General features: G+C 54.5%; 26 protein-coding genes. 6 read left to right on the top strand and 20 right to left on the bottom strand.

Features of this window, described 5'->3' with window-relative positions; translation table 11 throughout:
- Positions 1-7: 7 nt before the first annotated feature.
- The 12 genes from panB to LG203_RS10685 form a co-directional block, all read right to left on the bottom strand.
- On the bottom strand, positions 8-820 hold the full coding sequence (gene panB / locus LG203_RS10740; RefSeq protein ID WP_230345760.1) for a 3-methyl-2-oxobutanoate hydroxymethyltransferase: 813 nt from the start codon (positions 818-820) through the stop codon (positions 8-10).
- A gap of 2 nt (positions 821-822) precedes the next feature.
- Positions 823-1,470 carry a deoxynucleoside kinase gene (locus tag LG203_RS10735; RefSeq protein ID WP_230345759.1) on the bottom strand — a complete coding sequence of 216 codons (648 nt, stop codon included), beginning with the start codon at positions 1,468-1,470 and terminating at the stop codon, positions 823-825.
- Between the two features lie 4 nt (positions 1,471-1,474).
- Positions 1,475-1,963, bottom strand: coding sequence for a 2-amino-4-hydroxy-6-hydroxymethyldihydropteridine diphosphokinase (gene folK / locus LG203_RS10730; RefSeq protein ID WP_230345758.1), 489 nt, complete (start codon positions 1,961-1,963; stop codon positions 1,475-1,477).
- Positions 1,960-3,327, bottom strand: a complete 1,368-nt coding sequence (pcnB, locus tag LG203_RS10725) for a polynucleotide adenylyltransferase PcnB (protein ID WP_230345757.1) — start codon at positions 3,325-3,327, stop codon at positions 1,960-1,962. Before pcnB ends, folK begins: the two co-directional genes overlap by 4 nt.
- Before the next feature lie 119 nt (positions 3,328-3,446).
- Complete coding sequence (locus tag LG203_RS10720; protein WP_230345756.1) at positions 3,447-3,851, bottom strand: DUF6691 family protein; 405 nt, start codon at positions 3,849-3,851, stop codon at positions 3,447-3,449.
- Positions 3,852-3,874: 23 nt separating this feature from the next.
- Entirely contained in the window at positions 3,875-4,303 is a 429-nt protein-coding gene (locus tag LG203_RS10715) for a YeeE/YedE family protein (protein WP_230345755.1), read from the bottom strand.
- Positions 4,304-4,387: 84 nt separating this feature from the next.
- Positions 4,388-5,677, bottom strand: coding sequence for an OmpP1/FadL family transporter (locus LG203_RS10710; protein ID WP_230345754.1), 1,290 nt, complete (start codon positions 5,675-5,677; stop codon positions 4,388-4,390).
- A 138-nt stretch (positions 5,678-5,815) separates the two neighbouring features.
- Entirely contained in the window at positions 5,816-6,883 is a 1,068-nt protein-coding gene (locus LG203_RS10705; protein WP_230345753.1) for a sulfate/molybdate ABC transporter ATP-binding protein, read from the bottom strand.
- 11 nt (positions 6,884-6,894) lie between these two features.
- On the bottom strand, positions 6,895-7,791 hold the full coding sequence (gene cysW / locus LG203_RS10700; RefSeq protein WP_230345752.1) for a sulfate ABC transporter permease subunit CysW: 897 nt from the start codon (positions 7,789-7,791) through the stop codon (positions 6,895-6,897).
- 28 nt (positions 7,792-7,819) lie between these two features.
- Positions 7,820-8,653 carry a sulfate ABC transporter permease subunit CysT gene (gene cysT, locus LG203_RS10695; RefSeq protein ID WP_230345751.1) on the bottom strand — a complete coding sequence of 278 codons (834 nt, stop codon included), beginning with the start codon at positions 8,651-8,653 and terminating at the stop codon, positions 7,820-7,822.
- 197 nt (positions 8,654-8,850) lie between these two features.
- Positions 8,851-9,720, bottom strand: a complete 870-nt coding sequence (locus tag LG203_RS10690; RefSeq protein WP_230345750.1) for an EAL domain-containing protein — start codon at positions 9,718-9,720, stop codon at positions 8,851-8,853.
- Positions 9,721-9,732: 12 nt separating this feature from the next.
- Complete coding sequence (locus tag LG203_RS10685) at positions 9,733-10,716, bottom strand: sulfate ABC transporter substrate-binding protein (RefSeq protein ID WP_230345749.1); 984 nt, start codon at positions 10,714-10,716, stop codon at positions 9,733-9,735.
- Between the two features lie 308 nt (positions 10,717-11,024).
- Here LG203_RS10685 and epsC point away from each other — a divergent pair, with 308 nt between their 5' ends.
- The 3 genes from epsC to LG203_RS10670 are packed head-to-tail and all read left to right on the top strand — an operon-like array spanning position 11,025 to position 14,856.
- Positions 11,025-12,029, top strand: a complete 1,005-nt coding sequence (epsC, locus tag LG203_RS10680; RefSeq protein WP_230345748.1) for a serine O-acetyltransferase EpsC — start codon at positions 11,025-11,027, stop codon at positions 12,027-12,029.
- A gap of 51 nt (positions 12,030-12,080) precedes the next feature.
- Positions 12,081-12,998 (top strand): family 2A encapsulin nanocompartment shell protein, encoded by a 918-nt coding sequence (locus LG203_RS10675; RefSeq protein WP_230345747.1) that lies wholly within the window; start codon positions 12,081-12,083, stop codon positions 12,996-12,998.
- Positions 12,985-14,856 (top strand): family 2A encapsulin nanocompartment cargo protein cysteine desulfurase, encoded by a 1,872-nt coding sequence (locus LG203_RS10670; RefSeq protein WP_230345746.1) that lies wholly within the window; start codon positions 12,985-12,987, stop codon positions 14,854-14,856. The genes LG203_RS10675 and LG203_RS10670 overlap by 14 nt, the downstream gene beginning before the upstream one ends.
- 97 nt (positions 14,857-14,953) lie before the next feature.
- Here the strand turns inward: LG203_RS10670 and LG203_RS10665 are convergent, their stop codons facing one another.
- The 6 genes from LG203_RS10665 to LG203_RS10640 form a co-directional block, all read right to left on the bottom strand.
- Entirely contained in the window at positions 14,954-15,169 is a 216-nt protein-coding gene (locus LG203_RS10665; RefSeq protein WP_013442876.1) for a TOBE domain-containing protein, read from the bottom strand.
- Between the two features lie 55 nt (positions 15,170-15,224).
- Positions 15,225-15,566 carry a DUF2325 domain-containing protein gene (locus LG203_RS10660; protein WP_230345745.1) on the bottom strand — a complete coding sequence of 114 codons (342 nt, stop codon included), beginning with the start codon at positions 15,564-15,566 and terminating at the stop codon, positions 15,225-15,227.
- A gap of 69 nt (positions 15,567-15,635) precedes the next feature.
- A complete protein-coding gene (locus tag LG203_RS10655; RefSeq protein WP_230345744.1) occupies positions 15,636-16,646 on the bottom strand; it encodes a sulfate ABC transporter substrate-binding protein in 1,011 nt (336 codons plus the stop codon).
- A 29-nt stretch (positions 16,647-16,675) separates the two neighbouring features.
- Positions 16,676-18,097 (bottom strand): OprO/OprP family phosphate-selective porin, encoded by a 1,422-nt coding sequence (locus tag LG203_RS10650; RefSeq protein ID WP_230345743.1) that lies wholly within the window; start codon positions 18,095-18,097, stop codon positions 16,676-16,678.
- A 60-nt stretch (positions 18,098-18,157) separates the two neighbouring features.
- Positions 18,158-18,358 carry a YezD family protein gene (locus tag LG203_RS10645; protein ID WP_230345742.1) on the bottom strand — a complete coding sequence of 67 codons (201 nt, stop codon included), beginning with the start codon at positions 18,356-18,358 and terminating at the stop codon, positions 18,158-18,160.
- Between the two features lie 161 nt (positions 18,359-18,519).
- A complete protein-coding gene (locus LG203_RS10640) occupies positions 18,520-19,068 on the bottom strand; it encodes a cob(I)yrinic acid a,c-diamide adenosyltransferase (RefSeq protein WP_230345741.1) in 549 nt (182 codons plus the stop codon).
- A 115-nt stretch (positions 19,069-19,183) separates the two neighbouring features.
- Here LG203_RS10640 and murI point away from each other — a divergent pair, with 115 nt between their 5' ends.
- Positions 19,184-20,005, top strand: coding sequence for a glutamate racemase (gene murI, locus LG203_RS10635; protein WP_230346369.1), 822 nt, complete (start codon positions 19,184-19,186; stop codon positions 20,003-20,005).
- Positions 20,006-20,023: 18 nt separating this feature from the next.
- On the opposite strand, the gene LG203_RS10630 is transcribed toward murI, so the two are convergent.
- Entirely contained in the window at positions 20,024-20,218 is a 195-nt protein-coding gene (locus tag LG203_RS10630; protein ID WP_013442869.1) for a zinc-finger domain-containing protein, read from the bottom strand.
- A gap of 18 nt (positions 20,219-20,236) precedes the next feature.
- Positions 20,237-21,157 carry a branched-chain amino acid transaminase gene (locus LG203_RS10625; protein ID WP_230336643.1) on the bottom strand — a complete coding sequence of 307 codons (921 nt, stop codon included), beginning with the start codon at positions 21,155-21,157 and terminating at the stop codon, positions 20,237-20,239.
- A gap of 248 nt (positions 21,158-21,405) precedes the next feature.
- Between LG203_RS10625 and LG203_RS10620 the strand changes: the two genes are divergently transcribed.
- Together LG203_RS10620 and ccoN are read left to right on the top strand one after the other, a co-directional pair.
- Entirely contained in the window at positions 21,406-22,092 is a 687-nt protein-coding gene (locus LG203_RS10620; RefSeq protein WP_230345740.1) for an OmpW/AlkL family protein, read from the top strand.
- Positions 22,093-22,324: 232 nt separating this feature from the next.
- Positions 22,325-23,788 carry a cytochrome-c oxidase, cbb3-type subunit I gene (ccoN, locus tag LG203_RS10615; protein ID WP_230345739.1) on the top strand — a complete coding sequence of 488 codons (1,464 nt, stop codon included), beginning with the start codon at positions 22,325-22,327 and terminating at the stop codon, positions 23,786-23,788.
- The last annotated feature ends 1 nt before the right edge of the window (position 23,789 follow it).

Genomic DNA, 23,789 nt, shown 5'->3' with positions numbered 1-23,789 from the left:
GCCAGGCTCAATAAGCGTGGGCCGCGGAGGGGAATTCACCAGACTTGACCGCCTCCACATAGCGGCGGACGGCATCCTGAATGCTGGTACTTTCCTGTAAAAAATTGCGCACGAAACGGGGCGATTTGAAGCTGGCCGGGTCTTTGTCTGCCGGACCGGTGTAAATGCCCAGCAAGTCCTGGATGACCAGCACCTGCCCGCTACAGTCCGCGCCAGCGCCTATGCCGATGGTAGGGGCTGCAATGCGCCGGGTGATCTCGGCCGCCAGCGCAGCTGGCACCATTTCCATCAATACCAGGCATACGCCTGCTGCGCTCATGGCTTCGGCATCGGCCATGATCTGGCTGGCGCTATCCTCGGTTTTGCCCTGAATCTTGTAGCCCCCTAACTGCTTGACCGATTGCGGGGTGAAGCCCAGGTGCGCGCACACTGGAACGCCATGTTCCACCAGATGGCGGGCTGTCGCCACCATGTGGCCGCCGCCTTCGATCTTGACGATATGGGCGCCAGCGGCGATCAATTGCTGCGCATTATCAAGCGCTTCTTCGAGGCTACTTTCATAGCTGCCATACGGCATATCGGTCATGATCAATGTGTGGCGACTACCGGTGGCCACACTGCGCGTGTGATAAATCATGTCCTGCATGCTGACGCTCAGGGTATCGGCAGCCCCTTGCAATACCATGCCCAGAGAGTCGCCCACCAGCAGCACATCCACGCCAGCGGCTTCCATCAGCTTGGCAAAGCTGGCGTCATAGCAGGTCAGCATGGCGATTTTCTCGCCGCGCGCCGCCATGGTCTGTAAATCGTGTACGGTCACGCCTATTCCAGATTAGGGTTGAAAAACTCGCGACGGCCGCGCATCTGCATGGTGCGCTCGATCAGCAGGTCCAGCGCGCCTTCACGTTTGGTGATGTCGAGGTTTTCATTATTGACGATGAGCACTGGCGCCGCATCGTATTGGTGGAAAAATTCGCTGTAGGCATCGGCCAGCCGCTTCAGGTATTCGCGCGGAATCTCCTGCTCGTAGCTGATGTTGCGCTGATTGACGCGCTCGGCCAGCGCATCGACGGGGGTTTGCAGGTAGATCACCAGGTCTGGCGTCGATACCTGTACTTGCAGGTGCTGGTAGATCTGGCGATAAAGGGCAAACTCTTCGTCATCCAGGTTCATGCGGGCGAACAGCGGGTCTTTTTCCAGAAAGAAATCGGCGATGGTGGCTTTGCCAAAGAGGTCGCGCTGGCTCAGGTCGCGGATCTGCTCGCAACGCTGAAACAGGAAAAACAGCTGTGTAGGCAGGGCGTAACGTGGCGCATCCAGGTAAAACCGCGGCAGGAAGGGATTGCTCTCGGCATTTTCCAGCAGCAAATTGGCAGAAAATTTATCCGCCAGCTTGCGCGCAAGTGTGGTTTTGCCGCTGCCTATCGGGCCTTCAATGACGATATATGGAAATTTGTCGATCAAACTCATGGTGCTAACCTTCAGCCTTTATTTTGATAACGCCCTGATCGCCACAGGCTTTAGCCAGCTCGCTGGCCGTGCCGTACTCGGCAATCTTGAGTTCTGGTGCAATTTCGGCCAGGGGCAGCATCACAAAGCCACGTTCATGCATGCGCGGGTGGGGTAGCGTCAGTTCGGTGCTCTGCATCTGCACATCTTCGTATAGCAGCAAATCCAGGTCCAGCACGCGCGGTGCATTGGGGAAAGGCCGCTCACGTCCATACTGATTTTCCAGGGCCAGCAGGGCGCGCAGGAGGGCAATCGGGGTAAGCGTGGTTTCCACCTCGGCAACCGCATTGATGAAATCAGGCTGGTTGTCATAGCCCACAGGCGCGGTGCGGTAAAGGGATGAGGGGCGAACGACCTGCGTCTCAGGCAAGGTGTTCAGCGCGGTTAGCGCCGAACTCACCTGCGCTTGCGGATCCTTGAGATTGCTGCCCAGTGCTACAAAGGCGCGACTCATGCCGCTTCAGGTTTGGCCGCCGGTTTTTTGCGCGAACGGCGGCGACGTTTCTTGGGTTCGGCGGTGGCGGGCTGCAACATGGCGCTACGCTGTTCGCCATCGGTATTGGCAAAGTCAGTCCACCATTGGCCCAGTTCCATGGGTAATTCGCCTGACTCGCAGCGCAACAGCAGGAAGTCATAAGCGGCACGGTAACGTGGGTGCTCAAGCAAGGCATAGGGCCGCTTGCCTGAGCGTTGCTCAAAGCGTGGCTGCATGCCCCAGATTTCCTTCATGGTGGTGCTGTAGCGTTTGTGTATGGCGAGTTTCTCGGCCTGGATATCGCAGACCTCATGCATGGCGAGATGCAGCGCAGGGATAGGGCGCTCGCCATTGTCCTGGTATTGCTGCCAGGCGGTGAGTACTTCATGCCAGAGCAGTGTGGCAAACAGAAAGCTGGGCGACACCGGCTTGTCCTGCAGCACCCGCTCATCGGTGTTTTTCAGCGCCAGTGTGACAAAACGCTCGCCCATCGGTTGTTCCAGTACCACATCCAGCAGCGGCAACAGCCCGTGATGCAGACCATGCTGACGCAAGGCCTTGACGCTTTCCATGGCGTGGCCGGAAAGGAACAGCTTGAGCATTTCATCAAACAGGCGCGAAGCGGGGACTTCCTGCAATTCATCTGCCAGTTTGGGGATAGGCGCTTCGGTGGCTTTATCCAGCTTGAGGCCGAGTTTGGCAGACAGGCGAATGGCGCGCAGCATGCGCACCGGGTCTTCGCGGTAGCGCGTGACTGGATCGCCTATCATGCGCAGGATGCCGGCCTCGATATCTTCGTAACCATGGTGAAAATCCAGCACATCTTCGCTGGATGGGTCGTAATACAAGGCGTTGGCGGTAAAGTCGCGTCGCAGGGCATCGTCTTCCTGGCTGCCGAAGACGTTATCGCGCAGAATGCGGCCGCTGTCGGCAATCTTGGCATCGCCGTCATCATTCAGGTGACTGCCACGGAAGGTGGACACTTCCACCGTTTCATCACCAAACAGGACATGCACGAGGCGAAAGCGCCGACCAATGATGCGCGAGCGGCGGAACACGCGGTTTACCTGCTCGGGCGTGGCATTGGTCGCGACATCAAAATCCTTGGGGCGCTTTTTCAGCAGCAGATCGCGCACGGCGCCGCCGACGATGAATGCCTCAAACCCGGCTTTTTGCAGGCCTTCGGTGGTTTTGATAGCCCCTGTACTCAGCAGTTTGCGGTTGATTTTATGCGTCTTGACCGGAATGCGATTGACGGAACCGCTGGTTTTAGCGGTACGCGTGCCAGCTTTTGGGGAAGAGGGTGAGCCTTTAAAAACGCGTTGCAGCAGTTTTCTGATCATTATGAAGTTTAGCCTGAGGTCCAGAAGCGCTAAATGATGCGATTATAGCCTAAGGTGTTGCGGATATGTTGGCAGCGCAGGCTAATTCCTGCGCGCCGGTATGGCAGGACGGAAGACGGTCAGGAAAGTTTGCTGCTGATCCACATGCCGCCCAGCATGGCGGTGGTGAAAATCAGCGGTTGAGTGTAATCACTCAGCAGGCTGGCAATGGCCGGGCCGGGACAGTAGCCTGCCAGCCCCCAGCCGATGCCGAACAGCAGGCTGCCGCCCAGCAGTTTCTTATCAATGGTGCTGTTGGTGGGGAGCTGCATGGTGTTGCCCAGCAGGCTGGTTTTTCGGGATTTTGCATAGGTAAAGGCAAACACGCCGACCAGGATGGCACCGCCCATCACCAGGCCGAGCGAAGGATCCCAATGGCCGAAAATATCCAGGAAGCCGATGACCTTGGCCGGATTGGTCATGCCGGAAATGATGAGGCCCAGTCCAAAGATCAGGCCGGAAACAAACGCGGTCAATAAGCGCATGGTGGTTGTCCCGTCAGGAAAGCTTATGCCAGCAGGTGGCGAACGACAGACACAGTGACGATGCCTGCCAGCATGAAGGTAATGGTTGCCGCCAGTGAACGCAGTGACAACCGCGAAAGCCCGCATACGCCATGCCCGCTGGTGCAGCCAGAAGCCAGGCGTGTGCCTATGCCGACCAGCAAACCGGCGATGATGAGGCGCGCATGACCTGCTTCTATCTGTGCTTCTGGCAACGGGGCTGCCAGACTGTAAAACCACGGCGCCAATACCAGGCCCAAAACAAACACCACGGACCAGGCGCTTTCCTTGCCCCAGCTTTGCAGCAGGCGACCCAGAATGCCACTTACCCCGGCAATGCGACCGTTGAGGAGGATTAACATGGCGGCGGCCACGCCAATCAGCAAGCCGCCAACAAAGGCGGGGACAGGGGTGAAGTTTGCCCAGGCTATCATGAGGGTTCCTAAATAAAGGGACGGCGGATGGCGGCTATTCTAGGCCAAAGCACGCCATCTGTCCGCACACCTTCGTCCAGGCTTTTACAAGGCCCAGCTGTAAGCAAGCCCCAGCGAATCCTGGTACATCTTGAGATTGACGTCGCCACCCCCAAACGCCGCCGGGATGGAGCCGCTGCCCTTGATCTCGTTTTCAAAGGCATGGGTATAGCTGAACGATAGCTCGCTGCTGTTGGCAAATTTCCAGGTGGCGCCGAGGGAGACATGATCTTCCACCACCGCTGGCGCCAGCGTATTGAACAAGGTCTGGCTGCTGGGGATAGGCTGGTTGACGTGGTTGTAACCTGCGCGCAGGGTCAGTTGCTCGCTATAGGCATACAGCGCTCCCAGTTTGAACACCGTGGCATCTTGCCAGCCAAAGCCTGCGCCATTGTCCGTGCCTAGTTGCGCTGTAAAGAAGTTGGCGATGCTGGCGCCAACGGCATCGACCTCGCTGTAGCGTATGCGCTGGATGTCGGCTGCCAGGGTGAGGGCTGGGGTGGCCTTGACGGCAATGCCGATGCCAAAGCTGGCAGGGACGTCAAAATCCCCCTGCTCGGCAAACAGACCTGCGTAGCGGTCAAATCTGGTCATGTAGGTCCGGGTCTGGTAATGCGCGCCCAGGGTTACCTGGTCGTTGATCTTGCCTTGCCAGCCAAGATGCAGGCCTGCGCCGTAGGCGCTGTCTGCGCCTTTATTGGTGACATGGTCTGGCGATGAAGAGAAGGTGCTGTTGGCGAAGTTTTGCAGGCCCTTGGCTTCAAAACGCTGATAGGCCAGATTGAGACCGATGCCCACGGATTGCGTCGGGCTCAGCTTCCAGGCGATGGCGGGGGTGAGGAAGGCCTGAATGAAGTTGACCCCTACCCGGCTGCCGGTGTTGTTGAACAGGGGGAATCCATTTTTGTAGTCGGTGTTCATGCCGCCATTGCCATAGAGGGCGACACCGACGGTGGTGGTGTCATTCAGCTGCTTGCTGTATCCAAACTCCGGGATCAGAAAATTCTGGGTATCGTTGCCATCGTACTTGCCATTAATGGGGGCTGGGCTGCCCTCGATTTCAGCATCGCGTACTGGTCTGAACCAGGTGGCGCCAATATCAAGACGATTGCCAATGGCTGCCAGGCCTGCCGGGTTGGCCGCGATACTCAAGGTGTCTTGCGGCAATGCAATGCCAACGCCGCCCGCACCTTGGGCCTTGACGCCATAGCCATGGGAAAAATAGCCATCGGTCGCATGGGCTTGAAGCGGAATGGCGGCGCCCAGGGCCAGCCAAAGTAAAGAAGACGAAGAGGCGGACGATACCTTGTTGAATACCTGCTGTTGTTTTTGCATGATGATTCCCTGTTGATTGGTGTTATAGGCGGTCGGCTTTGATAGCGCGACTCGAAAAAAAAGAGGCTAGTACTTGCGTACTAGCCTCCAGTGGTCTGGTTGGCGTGTGCTGTCAGGCCTGGTGTTTAGCTGGGGTGTTTAATTTGGCACATCCAGAAACACGCGGACATTGCGCGGCTGGATATACACCGCTTCACCTTGTTGCAAGGCCAGCTCGCGGAAGCGTTCGCGCGTCAGCTCGGCTTCGACGATGCTCTGGTTGTCCTGACGCTGCAGCTCGATGCGCACCAGTGGGCCGATTGCATTGATATAGTTGACCACGGCGCTGAATGCGGGCTGGGTGCCGCGCTCGCGTAGCACTTCAATGTCATGTGGGCGAACAAAGGCATGCGCAGGCGTGTTGTCGGTTTCGTGATGACCGTCGATATCCAGCGCCAGCGTATCGATATGCGCCTTGCCGGCGTGCACACGGCCATGGAACTGGTTGACGTTGCCCAGGAACTTGTAGACGAAAGGCGAGGCCGGTTTGTCATACACTTCCTGCGGGCTGCCGATCTGCTCGATATTGCCCTGGTTCATGACCACGATACGGTCAGCGACTTCCAGCGCTTCTTCCTGGTCGTGGGTCACAAATACGCTGGTGATGTGCAGTTCGTCATGCAGGCGACGCAACCAGCGACGCAAGTCTTTGCGGACCTTGGCATCCAGCGCGCCAAAGGGCTCATCCAGCAGCAGTACCTTGGGCTCCACTGCAAGGGCGCGGGCCAGCGCGATACGCTGACGCTGACCGCCAGAGAGCTGGGGTGGATAGCGGCCAGCCAGCCAGTCAAGCTGTACCAGCTCAAGCAGGGCATGCACGCGACGGTGGATTTCTGCTTCGGATGGACGTGTTTTGCGTGGGCGTACGCGCAGACCGAAGGCCACGTTTTCAAAGACGGTCATGTGGCGGAACAGGGCGTAATGCTGGAAGACAAAGCCCACTTCACGTTCGCGCACATCGCGGCTGGTGGCATCACTGCCGTGAAACAGAATGCTGCCTTCATCTGCGGCTTCCAAGCCGGCAATAATGCGCAGCAGCGTGGTTTTGCCGCAACCGGACGGGCCGAGCAAGGCCACAAGTTCACCGGTAGGAACATCCAGGTTGATGTTGTTCAGGGCATGGAATTTGCCGAAGCGTTTATGGATATTGCGAATTGCGATGCTCATTGCGGCCTCTTTTATTCTTCAGAAGATTGTTCGTTAGTGCGTGCGCTGCGGGCGGACTGCCATTCGATGAAGGTTTTCAGGGCGAGGGTAACCAGCGCCAGGAAGGCCAGCAGCGATGCCACGGCAAACGCGGCAGCGTAGTTGTATTCGTTATAGAGAATCTCGACATGCAGCGGCATGGTGTTGGTCAGGCCGCGGATGTGGCCGGAAACCACGGATACCGCGCCAAACTCGCCCATGGCACGGGCATTGGTCAGGATGACACCATACAGCAGACCCCATTTGATATTGGGTAGAGTCACACGCCATAGTATCTGCCAGCCGGAGGCACCCAGTACCAGAGCCGCCTCCTCCTCTTCCTTGCCTTGCGCCTGCATCAGCGGAATCAGCTCACGTGCCACAAACGGGAAAGTAACGAAAACGGTGGCCAGCACAATGCCGGGGATGGCAAAAATAACTTTGTAATCATGATCGATCAGCCATTCGCCAAACCAGCCTTGCAGGCCAAAGATCAATACATAGATCAGACCGGCAATCACGGGCGATACGGCAAACGGCAGATCAATCAGCGTGATCAGCACGCTTTTGCCCTTGAAATCAAATTTGGCAATCGCCCAGGCGGCGGCTACCCCAAATACCAAATTCAAGGGGACGGAAATGACCGCAGCGATCACGGTGAGCTTGATGGCGGAAAGCGCATCTGGCTCGACCAGGGCCGCGATATAGGTTTCAAACCCCTTGCGCAGGGCTTCGGTAAACACCGCTGCCAGCGGAATGAACAGGAACAGGCTGAGGAATGCCAGTGCAATGGCGATCAATGACCAGCGTATCCACGCCGGTTCAGAGGTGGCGCGGCTGCGGGCGACCTTGGCCTGGTAGTGGCCCAGATTGGAAACAGTAGAAGACATGCGTGCTTTGCCTTTGGCTATGTAAGGGTTATTCGGCGGATTTGGCGTTGCGCTGGCTGCTCCACCATTGCAAGCCATTGATGGCCAGCAACAGGATGAAGGAGATCACCAGCATGACCACGGCAATCGCAGTGGCACCGGTGTAGTCGTATTGCTCAAGCTTGGTGATGATGATCAGCGGAGTGATTTCAGACACCATGGGCATATTGCCTGCGATGAAAATCACTGAGCCGTATTCGCCAACGGCACGGGCGAAGGCCAATGCGAAACCGGTCAGCAGCGCAGGCCAGATTGCAGGCAGAATTACCTTGCGGAAGGTTTGCCAACGGTTGGCGCCCAGACTGGCAGCGGCCTCTTCTGTCTCGGCTTCCAGATCTTCCAGCACCGGTTGTACGGTACGCACCACGAACGGCAGGCCGATAAAGGTGAGGGCGACGACCACACCCAATGGGGTGAAGGCGACCTTGATGCCATACGGTTCCAGCAATGAACCTATCCAGCCATTGCCTGCATAGATCGCTGTCAGCGCAATGCCAGCGACGGCTGTCGGAAGTGCGAAGGGAAGATCGACCAACGCATCCACCAGGCGTTTGCCGGGGAAGGTGTAACGCACCAGCACCCAGGCGGTCAGCAGGCCGAATATCGCGTTGATGAAGGCACCGATCAAGGAGGCGCCAAACGTCAGCTTGTAGGAGGCCAGCACGCGTGGTGCCGTGACGGTGGTCCAGAATTCGGCAAAGCTGAGTTCTGTGGTTTTCAGGAAGGCCGCTCCCAGCGGTATCAGCACAATCAGGCTCAAATAGAGGATGGTGTAGCCGAGAGAGAGGTTGAATCCAGGTAGAACGTGGTGTCTTTTCGCCATTTTTTCGTCAGTTAATAGATGCATTAAAGTGCGGTAATCGGGCGCCAATGTAGCAAAATTCCTTATATATTAAAAATAATATGTTTTTATATTTATATAACTGAATTGCTATAAAAGGAGCGGTGAAAAATGACCGGGGCATGCCATGCATGCGTCCCGGACTGAGGAGGAGATGTAAACTGGGTAAGGCAAGATAATCAGGCCGCGACGCGAATGCTGGGCTTGAATACCGACACGGGTTGCAGTTCCTTCGCCGTCACTGGCTTGCCTAGGAAGTAACCTTGCAACAGGCTGGCGCCCGATTCAATGGCAATATCGAATTGCGTCTGCGTTTCGATACCCTGAATCACGGGTTGCGCTCCCAGGTCGCTGATGATGCCGAGCAGTTTGGGGATGATCTTGCGTACGCGTGGGTTGCGTTCCGCTTCCTGAATCAACTGGATATCCAGTTTCACGAAATCAGGGGAGAGCGTCCACAAGCGGTCCAGATTGGAATGCTTGCTGCCAAAGCCATCAATCGCGATCTTGTAGCCGCGATCGCGGTAGTTTTCCACGGCTTCCACCAGGGGCTTTTCCTGATCAACCGCACTTTCCTGAATCTCAATCACCACGCGGTTGGTCGGCACCGAATTGCTGTGCAGAATGCGCTCAAACACCTTGCCATGGGCATTCACGCTGGCCAGCAGCTTGGTATGCACATTCAAAAACAACAGGCCGTTTTCGGCATGTAGCTGGCGGAAATTCAGCACGTGCAAGGTACGGCTGACGCGGTCAAACTTCACCAGCTTGCCTGATTGCTCGGCGTAGTAAAACGCAAAGTGCGGGCTGACTTCCTGTACGCCACCCAAAGAGGGGCGCAGTAAAGCTTCGTGGCCAAACAGGTCGCCCGCTTCGCTGTCATAAATCGGCTGGAAGGCGGTGTGCAACTGAATACCCAGGAAGGTATTGCTGAACTCGCCGCGTGACAGCTCGTCCAGGCCATAATCGTCCAGGTCCAGATGCAGCGATTCGCGCAGCTGGGATTTCAGGGTTTCAAGGTAACTCAGATCTTGTGTGGGAATGCTCATATTGATGCTCCTTCATTTTGCGTAAATTTGGTCAAAGATGCCGCCATCTGCAAAATGCGTTTTCTGTGCTTTGGCCCAGCCGCCAAATACCTCTTCTACCGTAAACAGGTCTATCGACTTGAAGTCGGTCTTATGCTTGGCAGCCACGCTCTCCAGCTTGGGGCGCAGGTAATGGCGCGCTGCGATTTCCTGACCTTCTTCCGAATACAGATAATTCAGGTAGACCTCAGAAACTGCGCGGGTATTGCGCTTGTTGACGACTTTGTCGACGACGCTTACCGGATTCTCGGCGAGGATGCTGGATGACGGATACACCACATCAAATTGATCATTGCCCAACTCCTTTTTAATCAGGAACACTTCATTTTCAAAGGTCAGCAGCACATCACCGATGCCGCGTTGCACAAAGGTCGTGGTAGCACCGCGGCCGCCGGTATCCAGCACCGGCACATTGCGGAACAGCTTGCCGACAAATTCCTTGGCCTTGGTTTCGTCCGCGCCATTACGCACGGCATATCCCCAGGCGGCAAGGTAGCTGTAACGACCATTGCCCGAGGTTTTGGGGTTGGGCACCACGACGGCAATGCCGGGTTTTACCAGATCGTTCCAATCCTGAATTTTCTTGGGGTTGCCCTTGCGCACCAGAAATACTGTGGTGGAGGCAGTCGGGGAACTGTTATAAGGCAGGCGTTTTTGCCAATCCTTGGGGATCAGCTTGCCGCGTTCGTACAGAATATCAATGTCATTGCTCTGGTTCATGGTGATGACATCTGCTTCCAGTCCATCGGCAACGGCGCGTGCCTGTTTGCTGGAGCCCCCATGCGACTGGTTGATGGTGACTGTTTCACCGGTTTTTTGTTTCCAGTAACTGGCAAAGGCCGGGTTGAAGTCCTTGTAAAACTCGCGCGTCACATCGTAAGAAACATTCAGGATTGAGGTGTCTGCCCAGACGGATGGGGTAAACAGCAGGGCAATGATGGCGATGCGCTTCAACATGCGGGCTCCGTAGATGAATAAGTTAGGAATGGACGCCATGATAAGCAGGCATTTAAATAATGTAAAAGAATATAAAAATATATTTATATTCATAATATTTATTATAAATTACCTGAGTTGCCGTGGAACAATGCATTTTTAGCCATGCTTTACTTCATGCAACCTTGCGGTTTTTTAAATAACTAAATAGAATTAGCTTATAACTGATTGTTATAGCCAGTTGCTGACCGGACAACCGGAAGCCAGTGCGCCTCAACCGAGGCCGCTGGCTTTTTTGTTTTTAGGGCCGCCGATTTGGGGATAACGAGATGACCGATGCAGTGGATTTGACAGCACCTCAAGCGGAGGCTGATTGGGATATTGCCAGTATTGTGGACGCACTTCGTACCGTGCGGCTGAATGCGCTGGAGAATCGCAAGCGCAGGCAAAACCCGCCCAAACTGCCTTCGCGCAAAGCGCTCGAAGCGATTGTGGATGGCCTGGCCGCCACTTTGTTTCCCAATCGTCTCGGCTTGCCCGATTTGAAAGAAGACGGTCTCGATTATTTTGTCGGCCACACTCTGGATGTCGCATTAAAGGACCTGCACACGCAAATTCGGCTGGAGCTGGCATTTGCGTCTTCTCTTGAGTCTGACAAGACGGATGACGAAGCGCCTTCAGCGCGTGGCATCGTCAGCCAGTTCGCTGCTGCACTTCCCGGCATACGCCAAACCCTGGATACCGATATTCTTGCGGCGTATGAGGGCGATCCCGCTGCCCGCAGTGTCGATGAGGTGCTCGTATGCTACCCAGGCATCACCGCCATCATTCACCATCGTCTTGCCCATCAACTCTACACACTGGGCGTGCCACTCGTCGCGCGCATGATTGCCGAGATTGCCCATTCACGTACTGGTATTGATATTCATCCCGGCGCCACGATTGGCGACAGTTTCTTTGTCGATCATGGCACCGGCGTGGTGATCGGTGAGACCACCATCATCGGTAATCACGTACGGCTTTATCAGGCAGTGACTTTGGGCGCAAAACGCTTTCCTGCCGATGAAAGTGGTGTGCTGATTAAAGGCAATGCACGCCATCCCATTGTTGAGGATGACGTCGTCGTCTATGCCGGTGCGACGATACTGGGCCGCATTACCATCGGTCGTGGGTCCTCCATCGGTGGCAATGTCTGGTTGACCCACAGCGTGCCACCAGGCAGCAACATCACCCAGGCGCAAATGCGCAGCGGTGTGCTGCCTCTGCCTGAAGGCCAGATGGCCGCCAATGCCACTCCAGGCGCTAATCCCTCCGGGCCTGCCCAATACGGCTAGGCCTTTTTTTACCCCTTGCAACACCTAAACCACACTACACAGGAGATTTAAATGGCGGATATTCATCAAGGACAAACGGCATTAGGCGATGTCGCAGCACGTACGCTAGCCAATGCCACCAAAACGGTGCCCATGCTCAGCACGATTACCCCCCGCTGGCTGGTGCATCTGTTGCAATGGGTGCCTGTAGAAGCTGGTATCTATCGCGTTAACAAGGCCAAGAATCCGAATGCGATTGAAGTGGATTGCTCCAACAAGGATGAGCGCGAGTTGCCTGCGACCTTTGTTGATTACGAAGAGTGGGGCCGTGAGTATGTGCTGAACGCCGTCAATACCGTGGTCGATGTACACACCCGCGTATCCGACCTGTACAGCAGCCCGCACAACCAGATTCGTGAACAGTTGCGCCTCACCATTGAAACCGTCAAAGAGCGTCAGGAAAGCGAACTGATCAACAATGCCGAGTATGGCTTGCTGAACAATGTGGCTGACTCGCAAAAGGTGAAGTCCCGCACTGGCGCTCCAACACCAGACGACCTCGACGAACTGATCAGCAAGGTATGGAAAGAGCCAGCCTTCTTCCTGGCCCATCCACAGGCAATTGCGGCTTTTGGTCGTGAATGTACACGCCGTGGTGTGCCTCCACCGACTGTTTCCATGTTTGGCTCGCAGTTCCTGACATGGCGTGGTATTCCCCTGATTCCTTGCGACAAGCTGAAGGTCACCAAGGGTAAAACCAATATTCTGCTGTTGCGTACGGGTGAAAGCCGTCAGGGCGTGGTGGGTCTGTATCAGCCTAATCTGCCAGGTCAGCAAAGCATGGGCCTGTCGGTGCGTTTCATGGGGATCAACCACAAGGCGATTGCCTCCTACCTCGTGTCCTTGTATTGCTCGGTCGCTGTTCTGACCGATGATGCGATTGCCGTGCTGGAGAATGTCAGCGTGGACAACTACTATGACTACAAGTAATTTCAACGATCTTTCGGCCTTTGAGCCGGAAGCTATTCTGGCGGCTTTGCCGGGGGAGCATCCCCGCATGGCGGCAGGTCTGGCGGTTGGCCGGGCCGCAACAGAGTCCGGACACCTGGATGTGAGCGAGCTGGCACGTATTGCCAATGAGCTCTATGCCGAGGGGTTTCCTGCGGGAGCGCCTTTCAGCAGTACGCCCGATGTGTACACCACCACTGCTTTGCCCGACAGCTCAGGCCAGGCCGCTGGTATTCGTTCCGGCTCACCGGGCCCAACTGCTCCAGTGACGTCGCATCCGCATGCCTCTTCGGTCGGACTCGAAAGCATTCAGTTAACGGATCCATCCTTGGTGCCACCGCAGCTGGATATTGCCAGTGCTGCGGCGACAGTAAGTGGCGGGCAATATCAACCCGCTCTGAGCGTGCCATTTGGCGGTGATCTGGAGATCAGTCGTTTGCTGGGCAACGTTGAGATTCCCTATGCGAGCGATCTGCAGGATTTGTTGACATCATTGAGCACGCCTACATCCGCTGCGAGCGCGCAGCCAGCGGTGAGTCCGTATTACTTTTTGCAAGGTGCTTCGGTCAGCTCACTGAATCCAGGCGCGCAAGCGGGTGGCGGGGTCGCACCTTCGGCGCATCCTCCCTTTGATGTGAATCTGGTACGCAAGGATTTTCCTATCCTGCGTGAGCAGGTAAATGGCCGTCCACTTATCTGGCTGGACAACGCAGCGACCACGCAAAAGCCACAAGTGGTCATCGACCGCCTGGCGTATTTCTACCAGCATGAAAACTCCAATATTCACCGGGCCGCGCATGCGTTGGCCGCGCGCGCTACCGATGCGTATGAGGAGGCGCGCGAAACAGTGCGTCGATTCATCAACGCACCTTCGGTCAATAATGTGGTGTTTGTGCGCGGGACGACCGAAGCGATTAATCTGGTGGCCAAAACCTGGGGCAAGAAACATCTGCGCGAGGGAGATGAGATCCTGATTTCACATCTGGAGCACCATGCCAATATTGTGCCCTGGCAGCAGTTATGTCAGGAAACCGGGGCCAGGCTGCGTGTGGCCCCCGTGGATGATAGCGGTCAGGTATTGCTTGATGAATACCAGAAGCTGCTGACGTCGCGTACTAAGCTGGTGTCATTCACCCAGGTTTCCAATGCACTGGGTACTGTGACGCCTGCACGCGAAATGATCCAGATGGCCCATGCGGCAGGGGCAAAAGTCCTGCTGGATGGTGCGCAGTCTGTATCGCACATGCGTAGTGATGTGACGGCCCTGGATTGTGACTTTTTCGTGTTCTCTGGTCACAAGGTGTTTGGCCCGACGGGCATTGGGGCGCTGTATGGCAAAGTGGATGTGCTGGCCGAGATGCCCGCATGGCAAGGTGGCGGCAATATGATTCAGGATGTCACCTTTGAAAAAACCGTGTATCACGAAGCGCCCGCCAAGTTCGAAGCTGGCACGGGCAATATCGCCGATGCGGTGGGCATGGGCGCGGCGCTGCAATATGTAGAGCGTTTGGGTATCGACAACATTGCACGGTATGAGCATGACTTGCTGGTGTATGCCACGGCCGCCATGTGCAAGGTGCCGGGCTTGCGCCTGATTGGTACCGCCCGTGAAAAAGCCAGCGTGTTGTCCTTCAGTTTGCCTGGGTATAAGAGTGAGGAAGTCGGTGCCGCCCTGAACGAAGAGGGGATTGCGGTGCGCTCCGGGCATCATTGCGCTCAGCCTATTCTGCGTCGCTTTGGTGTGGAAACAACGGTGCGACCATCGCTGGCGTTTTACAACACCGCTCAGGAAGTCGATGTGATGGTGGATGTATTGCAAAAGCTGGCGCGTACCCGCTAGGCAAGCTTCTCCAGCTCAGCTATTCAAGCAGCAAAACAAAAAAGCCGGTGGCATATTGCCATCGGCTTTTTGTTTTCTTTAATTTAAAGGCTGAGATTTATATCTTGGCGATGGAAACTTCGGTGGCTTTGATCAGCGCCAGCACTTCTGTTCCCACTTGCAGATTCAGCTCGGTGACTGAACGGGTGGTAATCACCGACGTGACAATGCCTCCAGCCGTTTCTATATCCACTTCGGATAATACCGGCCCAGTGAGAATTTCAACGATGCGCCCCCGTAGTTGGTTGCGCACATTAATGGCTTTGATGGTCATGGGAGCCTCCTTTGCGGCAGTAAAAGACAGTCCGGGGGTGCTGCGTTGGGCGTGATCAGGCTGCGATGGCCCAGTGATGTTTGTCGGATGGACATTCGCCCTCCGACAAGTTGTCTAGATTCAATTTTTCCAATCTGGCCTGCAGAGCAGCCGGACCATTGGGCGTGTAGACAATCCGCACGCCGCGTTTGGCTGCCGTCTGCTTGATTTTGTGGGTAAAGGTGTGGCTGATCCAGTTGGTGACCAGCACAATGAGTTCTGTGTTGTGTGGGATGGTTTTCTTGCCATCGCCGACCTTGCGCCCTGACCAATGGTCAATGCGGGTAATGCCGTGTTGGGCTAGCACTTGCTTGATGCCGTCTATCTGGTCGCCGCCTACTATCAATGCTGTACTCATGGTGAGAGTCTCCTGTTGAAACGGGGCCACCGAATTTTGTCCGGAAGGCCCCTGATATTGGAAGTGTGTTTATTTCAGGTAAATCTGGTCAAACGTACCGCCGTCAGAAAAGTGCGTTTTCTGCGCTTTTTGCCAACCACCGAATTCACTATCCACCGTTACCAGATTCAGTTTGGGGAAGTTCTTTTCGTACTTCTTGGCCACCGATTCCAGGGTAGGGCGGTAGTAGTTCTTGGCGGCAATTTCCTGACCCTCTTCGGTATACAAATATTGCAGGTAAGCTTCAGCCACGGCACGGGTACCACGCTTGTTGACTACCTTGTCGACCACGGTGACAGGTGGTTCAGCCAGGATGGACAGCGAAGGCACCACGATTTCGAACTTGTCCGGACCGAGTTCCTTTTGTGCCAGGAAGGCTTCGTTTTCCCAAGCCAGCAGGACATCGCCGATTCCACGTTCAACAAAAGTGGTAGTGGCACCACGTGCACCGGAATCCAGTACCGGCACGTTCTTCAGGATTTTGCCGATGAACTCACGGGTCTTGGTTTCGTCGTTGTTAAACTTGCGCTGACCATAGGCCCATGCCGCCAGGTAGTTCCAGCGTGCGCCGCCAGAAGTCTTGGGGTTGGGGGTCACGACCGAGATGCCTGGGCGTGCAATGTCATCCCAATCCTTGATGTTTTTCGGATTACCCTTGCGCACCAGGAATACGATGGTGGATGTGTAGGGCGAGCTGTTGTGGGGAAGGCGCTTTTGCCAATCCTTGGGGATCAGCTTGCCTTTCTCATATAGCGCATCAATGTCATACGCCAGTGCCAGGGTAGCAACGTCAGCTTCCAGACCATCAATGATGGCACGACCTTGTTTGCCAGAGCCGCCATGCGAAGCCTTGATGGTGACATTGTCGCCGGTCTTGGCTTTCCAGTATTTGGCAAATGCCGCGTTGAAGTCCTGATACAGTTCGCGTGTCGGATCGTAAGATACATTCAGCAGACTGATATCCGCCGCCGATGCCGCCAAAGGTGCCGCCAGGGCAAGCGCTACCGCAGCGCTACGCAAATGATGAATAATTGTTTTCATTGGTTTTTCCTGTCTCTCTAGTTGTCTGGTTAAAACTGGAATTGCAAGCGGCTGAACAGAATGCGCTCGTCTTCACGGTCGCGGATGTTGGCCAGTGTGCCGCCGCCGCCACCTTCAAATTTGGTTTGTTCGTAGTTGGTTGCCAGGCGTACCCACTGATTGAGGTACCAGTTCAAGCCGATGCCCCAGGTTTTGGCTTCCTTTGCGCTTGTCAGCGGATTGGCGAAACGGTTACCTGATGCCGTGTTGAAGGCGCTGCCATCAATATTGTTTTCCTGATAGCGGCCAACCAGTTCCCATGCGCCCCAACCATCTTTACCGGTTTCAAACGGGTTTTTCGGTTTTACGCTCTTGAAGGATGCATCTTCCCCGGTCAATACCCACGAGGCAGCGATTTGCCAGGCGTCATTTTTCAAGGTGTCATTCACCGTACCAGCGGCATTGCGGACTTCTTGTGATACACGTGCGTATTCAGCAATCACGCCGAACGGGCCGTAGTAGTAATACGCCTGAGGCGATACACGTACGCGCGTGCCGTCACCCACGGTGCCCGTGGTGTATTGGAAGAAGTTAAGTTGCTGCGATGGCGTTTTGTAGCTGGGCAATGTGCCGGTAGACGAGTTGGTGTATGTGCCTGCTACACCGAATCCCAATCCTTCCAGTACGCTGTCGCTGCCTTTAAAGGGTGTGGTGAAAACGCGCGCGGTGTAATCCTTGTCGCTATTCGCATCCACACGGGTGGTTTCTTCACCACCATCATTTGTGCCGTTGAAAAAGCCCACAGCGTAGCTCAACTTGCTATCCAGCAAGTCGCCATAGACTGAGGTGCCGAGGCCACGATTAGGCAGGATGTTATTGCTGACATAGCTGCGTTCGATGAACTTGATGTCGCCGCCACCTTGCAGACGTTCAAGCCCAACAAATGGCTTGAATTTACCAGCGCGGATTTTGAATGCCGGGTCAAAACGACCATCCACATAAGCATCAATCACGCGTGAGATATTGCCGGTGCCTGTGTTGGTGTTGTCGGTTTCCCCAAACTCAGGTGTAAAACGGAAATCATATTTGCCAAACAGGGTGCCCTGAAATGTCGGGCGGATGCGGCGTGCGGTAAAACCGTCATCGGCGTTGGTGGTATGGTCCGGGTTGTCGAATTGGCGATAATCCAGCTGGATCAGGCCTTTCAGGCTGTATTCAAACTGGCCATCGGCCGACTTGATGCCGAAGCCAGTTGGTCCGGCTACGACGACGGGTGTTTCTTTCTTTTTGGCGGCAGCTTCTTCTGCAGCGATTTCATTTTTACGCTCCAAGACCTTGATCTTTTGATCGAGGTCTAAAATAGTTTGACGCAATGCTTCGATTTCTGGATCGGCAGCGAATGCACTGTGCGTGGCCAGTAAGAGACCGCTAGCAAGAAGTGCGGAAGTGATTTTGTTGATTTTGAATTGCATGATGATCCCCTGTAAATGTATTGCTTCCGGCGGTCCGGTCAGGTCATCGAGATTTTTTAACTAGATTGCGGCCGCTGCAGTTGCAGTAGGCTTGGATTTTTGTGATTCGTTACTGAAGCGGACTTTTTCACGGCGCTCGATTTGAGTCACACGGCCGTCGTGTACCGTGATCTCGACAGCACCAAAGCGAAGCTGCTCTACTGCACGCAGGATTTCCTGTACGACATCGGCAGGGAGGGCGGTTTGAAACGGTGATGGCATGATGATGCTCCAGCAAAGATGAATCGAATGCTGCGCACTTTACCAATTCTGTTTAATAATAAAAAATAATTTGTTTTTATAATTTTATAATTTAAGTGAATATAAAGATCAAAATAAAAACCCAACACATGCGTCGGGCTTTCCGGTCAGTCCAGGTTTTATTAGCGGCTATCGTTCTGCCATAAAACGTCATTTACACCTTGTTCTTTATTCAGATAGCGTGAAAGCACGAAAAGCAGGTCTGAAAGCCGGTTGAGATAGCTACGCGCAATCGGTGTGACTTGCTCAGTGCGCGCGAGCTCGACCACCTCACGTTCAGCCCGGCGGCATACTGTGCGCGCCAGGTGGCAATATGCGGCAGCGCGCGATCCGCCAGGAAGAATGAATTCTTTGAGCGGGCTCAGGGTTTCATTCAGGGTATCCAGTGTTTTTTCCAGAGCATCCACGCGCTCTGGCTTGACCATGCTGTGGCCGGGAATGCAGAGTTCACCGCCCAGATCAAAAAGATCATGCTGGATGCGTGTCAGGTGAGGCGTAATGTCTGCGGGTAGTGATTCGGTCAGCAGGATGCCGATAATTGCATTCAGCTCATCCACGGTGCCCATGGCATGTACCCGAAGACTATCCTTGGCAATGCGTGAGCCGTCGCCTAAGCCGGTGTCGCCTTCATCGCCGGTGCGTGTGTAGATTTTACTAAGTCGATTGCCCATGATGATCTCCTGAAGAAGGCTGAATTGTAGTACATGCGGCTGAATGACTGTGCCATGCCCCTGCAAGTTCGGCTACACTGGCGCGATTCATTATTTTTTACGACTTAATTTTACTGTGGTGGCTACCTTATCTTTTGCTGGTCAGGATATCCCGGTTGGGGTCTTTGATTCCGGCGTCGGCGGCTTGTCGGTGCTTGCCCATATTCGGCATGTGCTGCCGCAGCAGTCTCTTATCTATGCGGCAGATTCCTTGCACGCGCCTTATGGCAGCAAGTCGCAGGCGTTTATTGTTGATCGTTCCATACAATTATCTGATTTCCTCATCTCGCGTGGGGCCAAGGCCTTGGTGGTGGCCTGCAATACGGCTACGGCCGCGGCCATCGGGGAATTGCGACGGCGCTATGCGATACCCATTATCGGTATGGAACCCGCGGTTAAACCCGCCGCCGCCGCTACACGCTCAGGTGTGGTCGGCGTGCTTGCAACCAGTGGCACCTTGCAAAGTGCGCAGTTCGCCGCCTTGCTTGAAAGCTATGGCCGTCAGGTGCGGGTGGAAACACAGGCGTGTATTGGCCTGGTGGAGTGTATTGAACGAGGGGAGTTGCAAGATGCTGCAACGCGGCAGTTATTGCAAAGGTATATCCACCCCTTGCTGGATGCCGGCGCAGATACGCTGGTGCTTGGCTGCACCCATTATCCCTTCGTGCGACCGCTGATTGAAGATATTGCCGGGCCGGATGTGGTGATTATCGATACAGGAGCCGCCGTGGCCCGCCAGCTCAAATATCGCTTGCGGGAGGCAAACCTGCTTGTCGATAGTTTGGCAGTTGAGTCCGGTGCGACGGAGTTCTGGAGTAATGCGGATACTGCATCAGCACAGTCAGTGATCAGCCTGTTATGGGGTGCATCCGTTGACGTGATGCGCTTGCCAGATTAAGCGCATGGCCAACAAATCTCAGTGATGATGGGCGACAGCTTCGCCCGCTTTCAGTCTGTATTTGGTGCCGCAATATGGGCACATGGCTTGGCCGCTGGCGGTGATGTCGAGAAATACGCGGGGGTGGGAACACCACAACGAGACTTCCTTGGTAGGACAGTGCAGCGGCAGATCGCTGGCCGTGACTTCAATCTCTTTTGCTTCGTATGCCATGATGTTCCCTCTGTTGCTTTAAACGATGGTGAGCCAATCCATGTGCTTGGCGGATTTTCCGGTAACCACGTCAAAATACATCTTCTGCAGTTGCTCGGTAACCGGGCCGCGTTTGCCTAAGCCAATCGCGCGATTATCCAGCTCGCGAATAGGCGTAACTTCAGCGGCGGTGCCAGTGAAGAACGCTTCGTCAGCAGAGTAGACTTCGTCGCGGGTAATGCGCTTCTCAATCACGGTATAACCAAGCTCGGCAGCTAACTGCACAATGGTGTCGCGCGTAATGCCTTCCAGCGCACTGGTCAGGTCTGGCGTGTAAATCTTGCCATTGCGTACGATGAAGATGTTCTCGCCCGAACCTTCGGCAACGAAACCATCCACGTCCAGCAGCAGGGCTTCATCATAGCCGTCAGCGGCGGCTTCCTGATGCGCCAGGATGGAGTTCATGTAGTTGCCATTTGCCTTGGCTTTACACATGGTGATGTTGACATGATGACGCGAGAAGGATGATGTCTTGACGCGAATGCCGCTTTGCAGGGCTTCTTCGCCCATGTAGGCGCCCCATTTCCATGCAGCGACGATCAGATGTGTAGACAATGTCTTGGCTGAAATGCCCATCGCTTCAGCACCATAAAATGCCATCGGGCGCATGTAGGCGGATTCCAGGTTGTTTTCACGTACAGCTGCTTTTTGCGCTTCAACAACAGTCGCTTTGTCAAAAGGCATTTTCATGCCAAGAATATGCGCGGAACGAAACAGGCGATCCGTATGTTCTTTCAAGCGGAAAATGGCTGTGCCTTTATCAGTTTTGTATGCGCGCACGCCCTCAAACACCCCCATCCCATAATGCAGTGTGTGGGTTAAAACATGCGTGGTTGCCTCACGCCATGGCACCATTTTGCCGTCATACCAAATTAGACCATCACGGTCAGCCATCGACATCTTCAGTTCTCCATCAATACTAAAGCTATTAAAAGCATCATTGTAATCGCAAGCCCTTGTATTTGAATAGCCGAAATCGGCGCCATGTAGGGGTTTCGGCTAAAGAAAGGTCATGGAGGATGGGGCATAGGCCAGTGGCATGGCTAAAGTCGAGCATTATGGTCAAGTATAAACCACTTTTAAAATATGGTTAATGCGTGTAAAGTTAACCCATGTTCTTTTTATGGTCATTTCAAGAGGGGATTATCATGCATAAAAAAATTCTGGTTTCTTTGCTGGCATTAATGACGCCTGTGGCCGCGATGGCCGAGGCTGGTGACTGGGTTGTCCGTGCCCGGGCGGTGAATGTCAGTCCTAACGAAGATAGTAAATTAGGGCGCACAGTAAATAGTAATGTAGGGAATGTAATGAGCCCAGGTGCCAAGCTTGAGGTGGATAGCAATACTATTCCAGAGCTGGATATCTCTTATTACTTTACAAAGCATATCGCTGCCGAACTGATTCTGGCACTGGGTACGCGCCACGATGTGAGTGTTCATGGCGATTCGGCTGGTGTGATCGGCAACCAGAAGCTGGGCTCGGTCAACTTGCTGCCACCTACCCTGACCTTGCAATGGCATTTCCGGCCTGATCAGACATTTGATCCTTATGTCGGTGCTGGCTTGAATTACACTGCCATTCTGGATCGCAATCTGCAGTTTTCTTCAGGAGCCACGGATGGAACCAAGATCAAGATTGACCGCGATAGCGTAGGGCCAGCATTACAGGCCGGTTTTGATATTAATCTGGAAGGTGGCTGGCTGATCAATGCCGATGTCAAATACATCTGGATGGACACGGATGTGAAAATGCGTAGCGGTAATCAATGGACCAAAATTGACAGCCTGGATATTAATCCATGGGTGGTCGGCGTAGGTTTCGGCAAGAAGTTCTAAGTTATAAAAAAATAGATGAGTCCGTGTGTGGCAGGTGTTGCTTTTTTGTGACGCCTGTCACGCTAGTGGAAAGTGCATTGGCGAGTGAACTTTCAGCGAATCTGCACAAGTCTGGAATATGAATGTGCGAAAACTCATGTAGTAAAAAGGGTTTTTATGTTGTTCTGTAAAGCTGTTACAGAATATAATCGCAACTCTTTACTTTAGCGGTTTTTGATCGGGAGACGTAGTAATGGCAACGGCGAGCGTCGCAACTTCTGGCGTCAATGTGAGTGCAGTGAGCGAACAATATAACTACGATGTTATTCGCAAATTCACCATCATGACGTTGGTATGGGGTGCGATAGGTATGTTTGTCGGGGTGTATATCGCCTCGGAACTGGCTTATCCCTTCCTCAATTTTGATATTCCTTACATTACCTTTGGTCGCTTGCGTCCTGTACACACAGGTGCTGTGATTTTCGGGTTTGGCGGTAGCGCGCTGTTTGCTACGTCTTACTATGTGGTTCAGCGTACCTGTCAGGCGCGCCTGTTCAGTGATGGCATGGCAAGCTTTACCTTCTGGGGCTGGCAGGCCATTATCGTCTGTGCCGCACTGGGTAACGTGCTGGGTTATAGCCAGGGCCGTGAATATGCGGAAATGGAATGGCCGATCGACTTGATGATTGAAGTTGTCTGGGTAACTTACCTGATCATCTTCGTTGGCACCCTGATGAAGCGCAAGCAACCTCATATCTACGTTGCCAACTGGTTCTACCTCGCCTTCATCCTGGCAACTGCCTTGCTGCATACCTTTAATAACCTGGCCGTGCCTATCAGCCTGTTCTCCATGAAATCCTACAGCCTGTTCTCTGGCGCGCAGGATGCGATGACGCAGTGGTGGTATGGTCACAATGCCGTGGGCTTCTTCCTGACGGCTGCCTTCCTCGGCATGATGTACTACTTCGTGCCCAAGCAGGCTGGTCGCCCTGTTTACTCATATCGTCTGTCAGTGCTGCACTTCTGGGCGATCATCTTTCTGTATATGTGGGCCGGTGCGCACCATTTGCACTGGACGGCCATTCCTGACTGGACATCCACGCTGGCTGCCACGTTCTCCATCATGCTGTTGCTGCCATCCTGGGGCGGTATGATTAACGGTATCCTGACGCTGTCCGGTGCCTGGGACAAGCTGCGTACTGATCCTGTCATGCGATTCCTGATTGTGGCGCTGTCGTTCTACGGCATGTCCACCTTCGAAGGCCCAATGATGTCCCTGAAGGATGTGAACGCCTTGTCGCACTACACCGACTGGACCATTGGTCACGTGCACTCCGGTGCTCTGGGCTGGGTAGCCATGATTTCCTTCGGTTCGCTGTACCACCTGGCACCACGCCTGTGGAATACCCCGATGTATAGCCAAAAGCTCATCAACGTGCACTTCTGGCTGGCGACTATCGGTATTCTTCTGTACATCGTTGCCATGTGGATTTCCGGCATCATGCAGGGTCTGATGTGGCGTGCGTTTGATGATTTCGGCAACCTCCAGTATTCCTTCGTGGAATCTGTTGCGGCAGCCCATCCTTTCTATGTCATGCGTGCATTGGGTGGTGCGTTCTTCCTGAGCGGTATGTTGTTGATGTGCTACAACATGTACAAAACCATCCGCAAAGGCAGTACCGAGCAACAGGTTGAAGTCAGCCCAGTGGCTGCTTAAT

It is taken from the genome of Methylovorus mays, from assembly GCF_020531915.1.
In the GTDB taxonomy this organism is placed as follows: domain Bacteria; phylum Pseudomonadota; class Gammaproteobacteria; order Burkholderiales; family Methylophilaceae; genus Methylovorus; species Methylovorus mays.
Note: the sequence above shows the minus strand (reverse complement) of the source record. Positions and strands in the feature narration are given on the sequence as shown.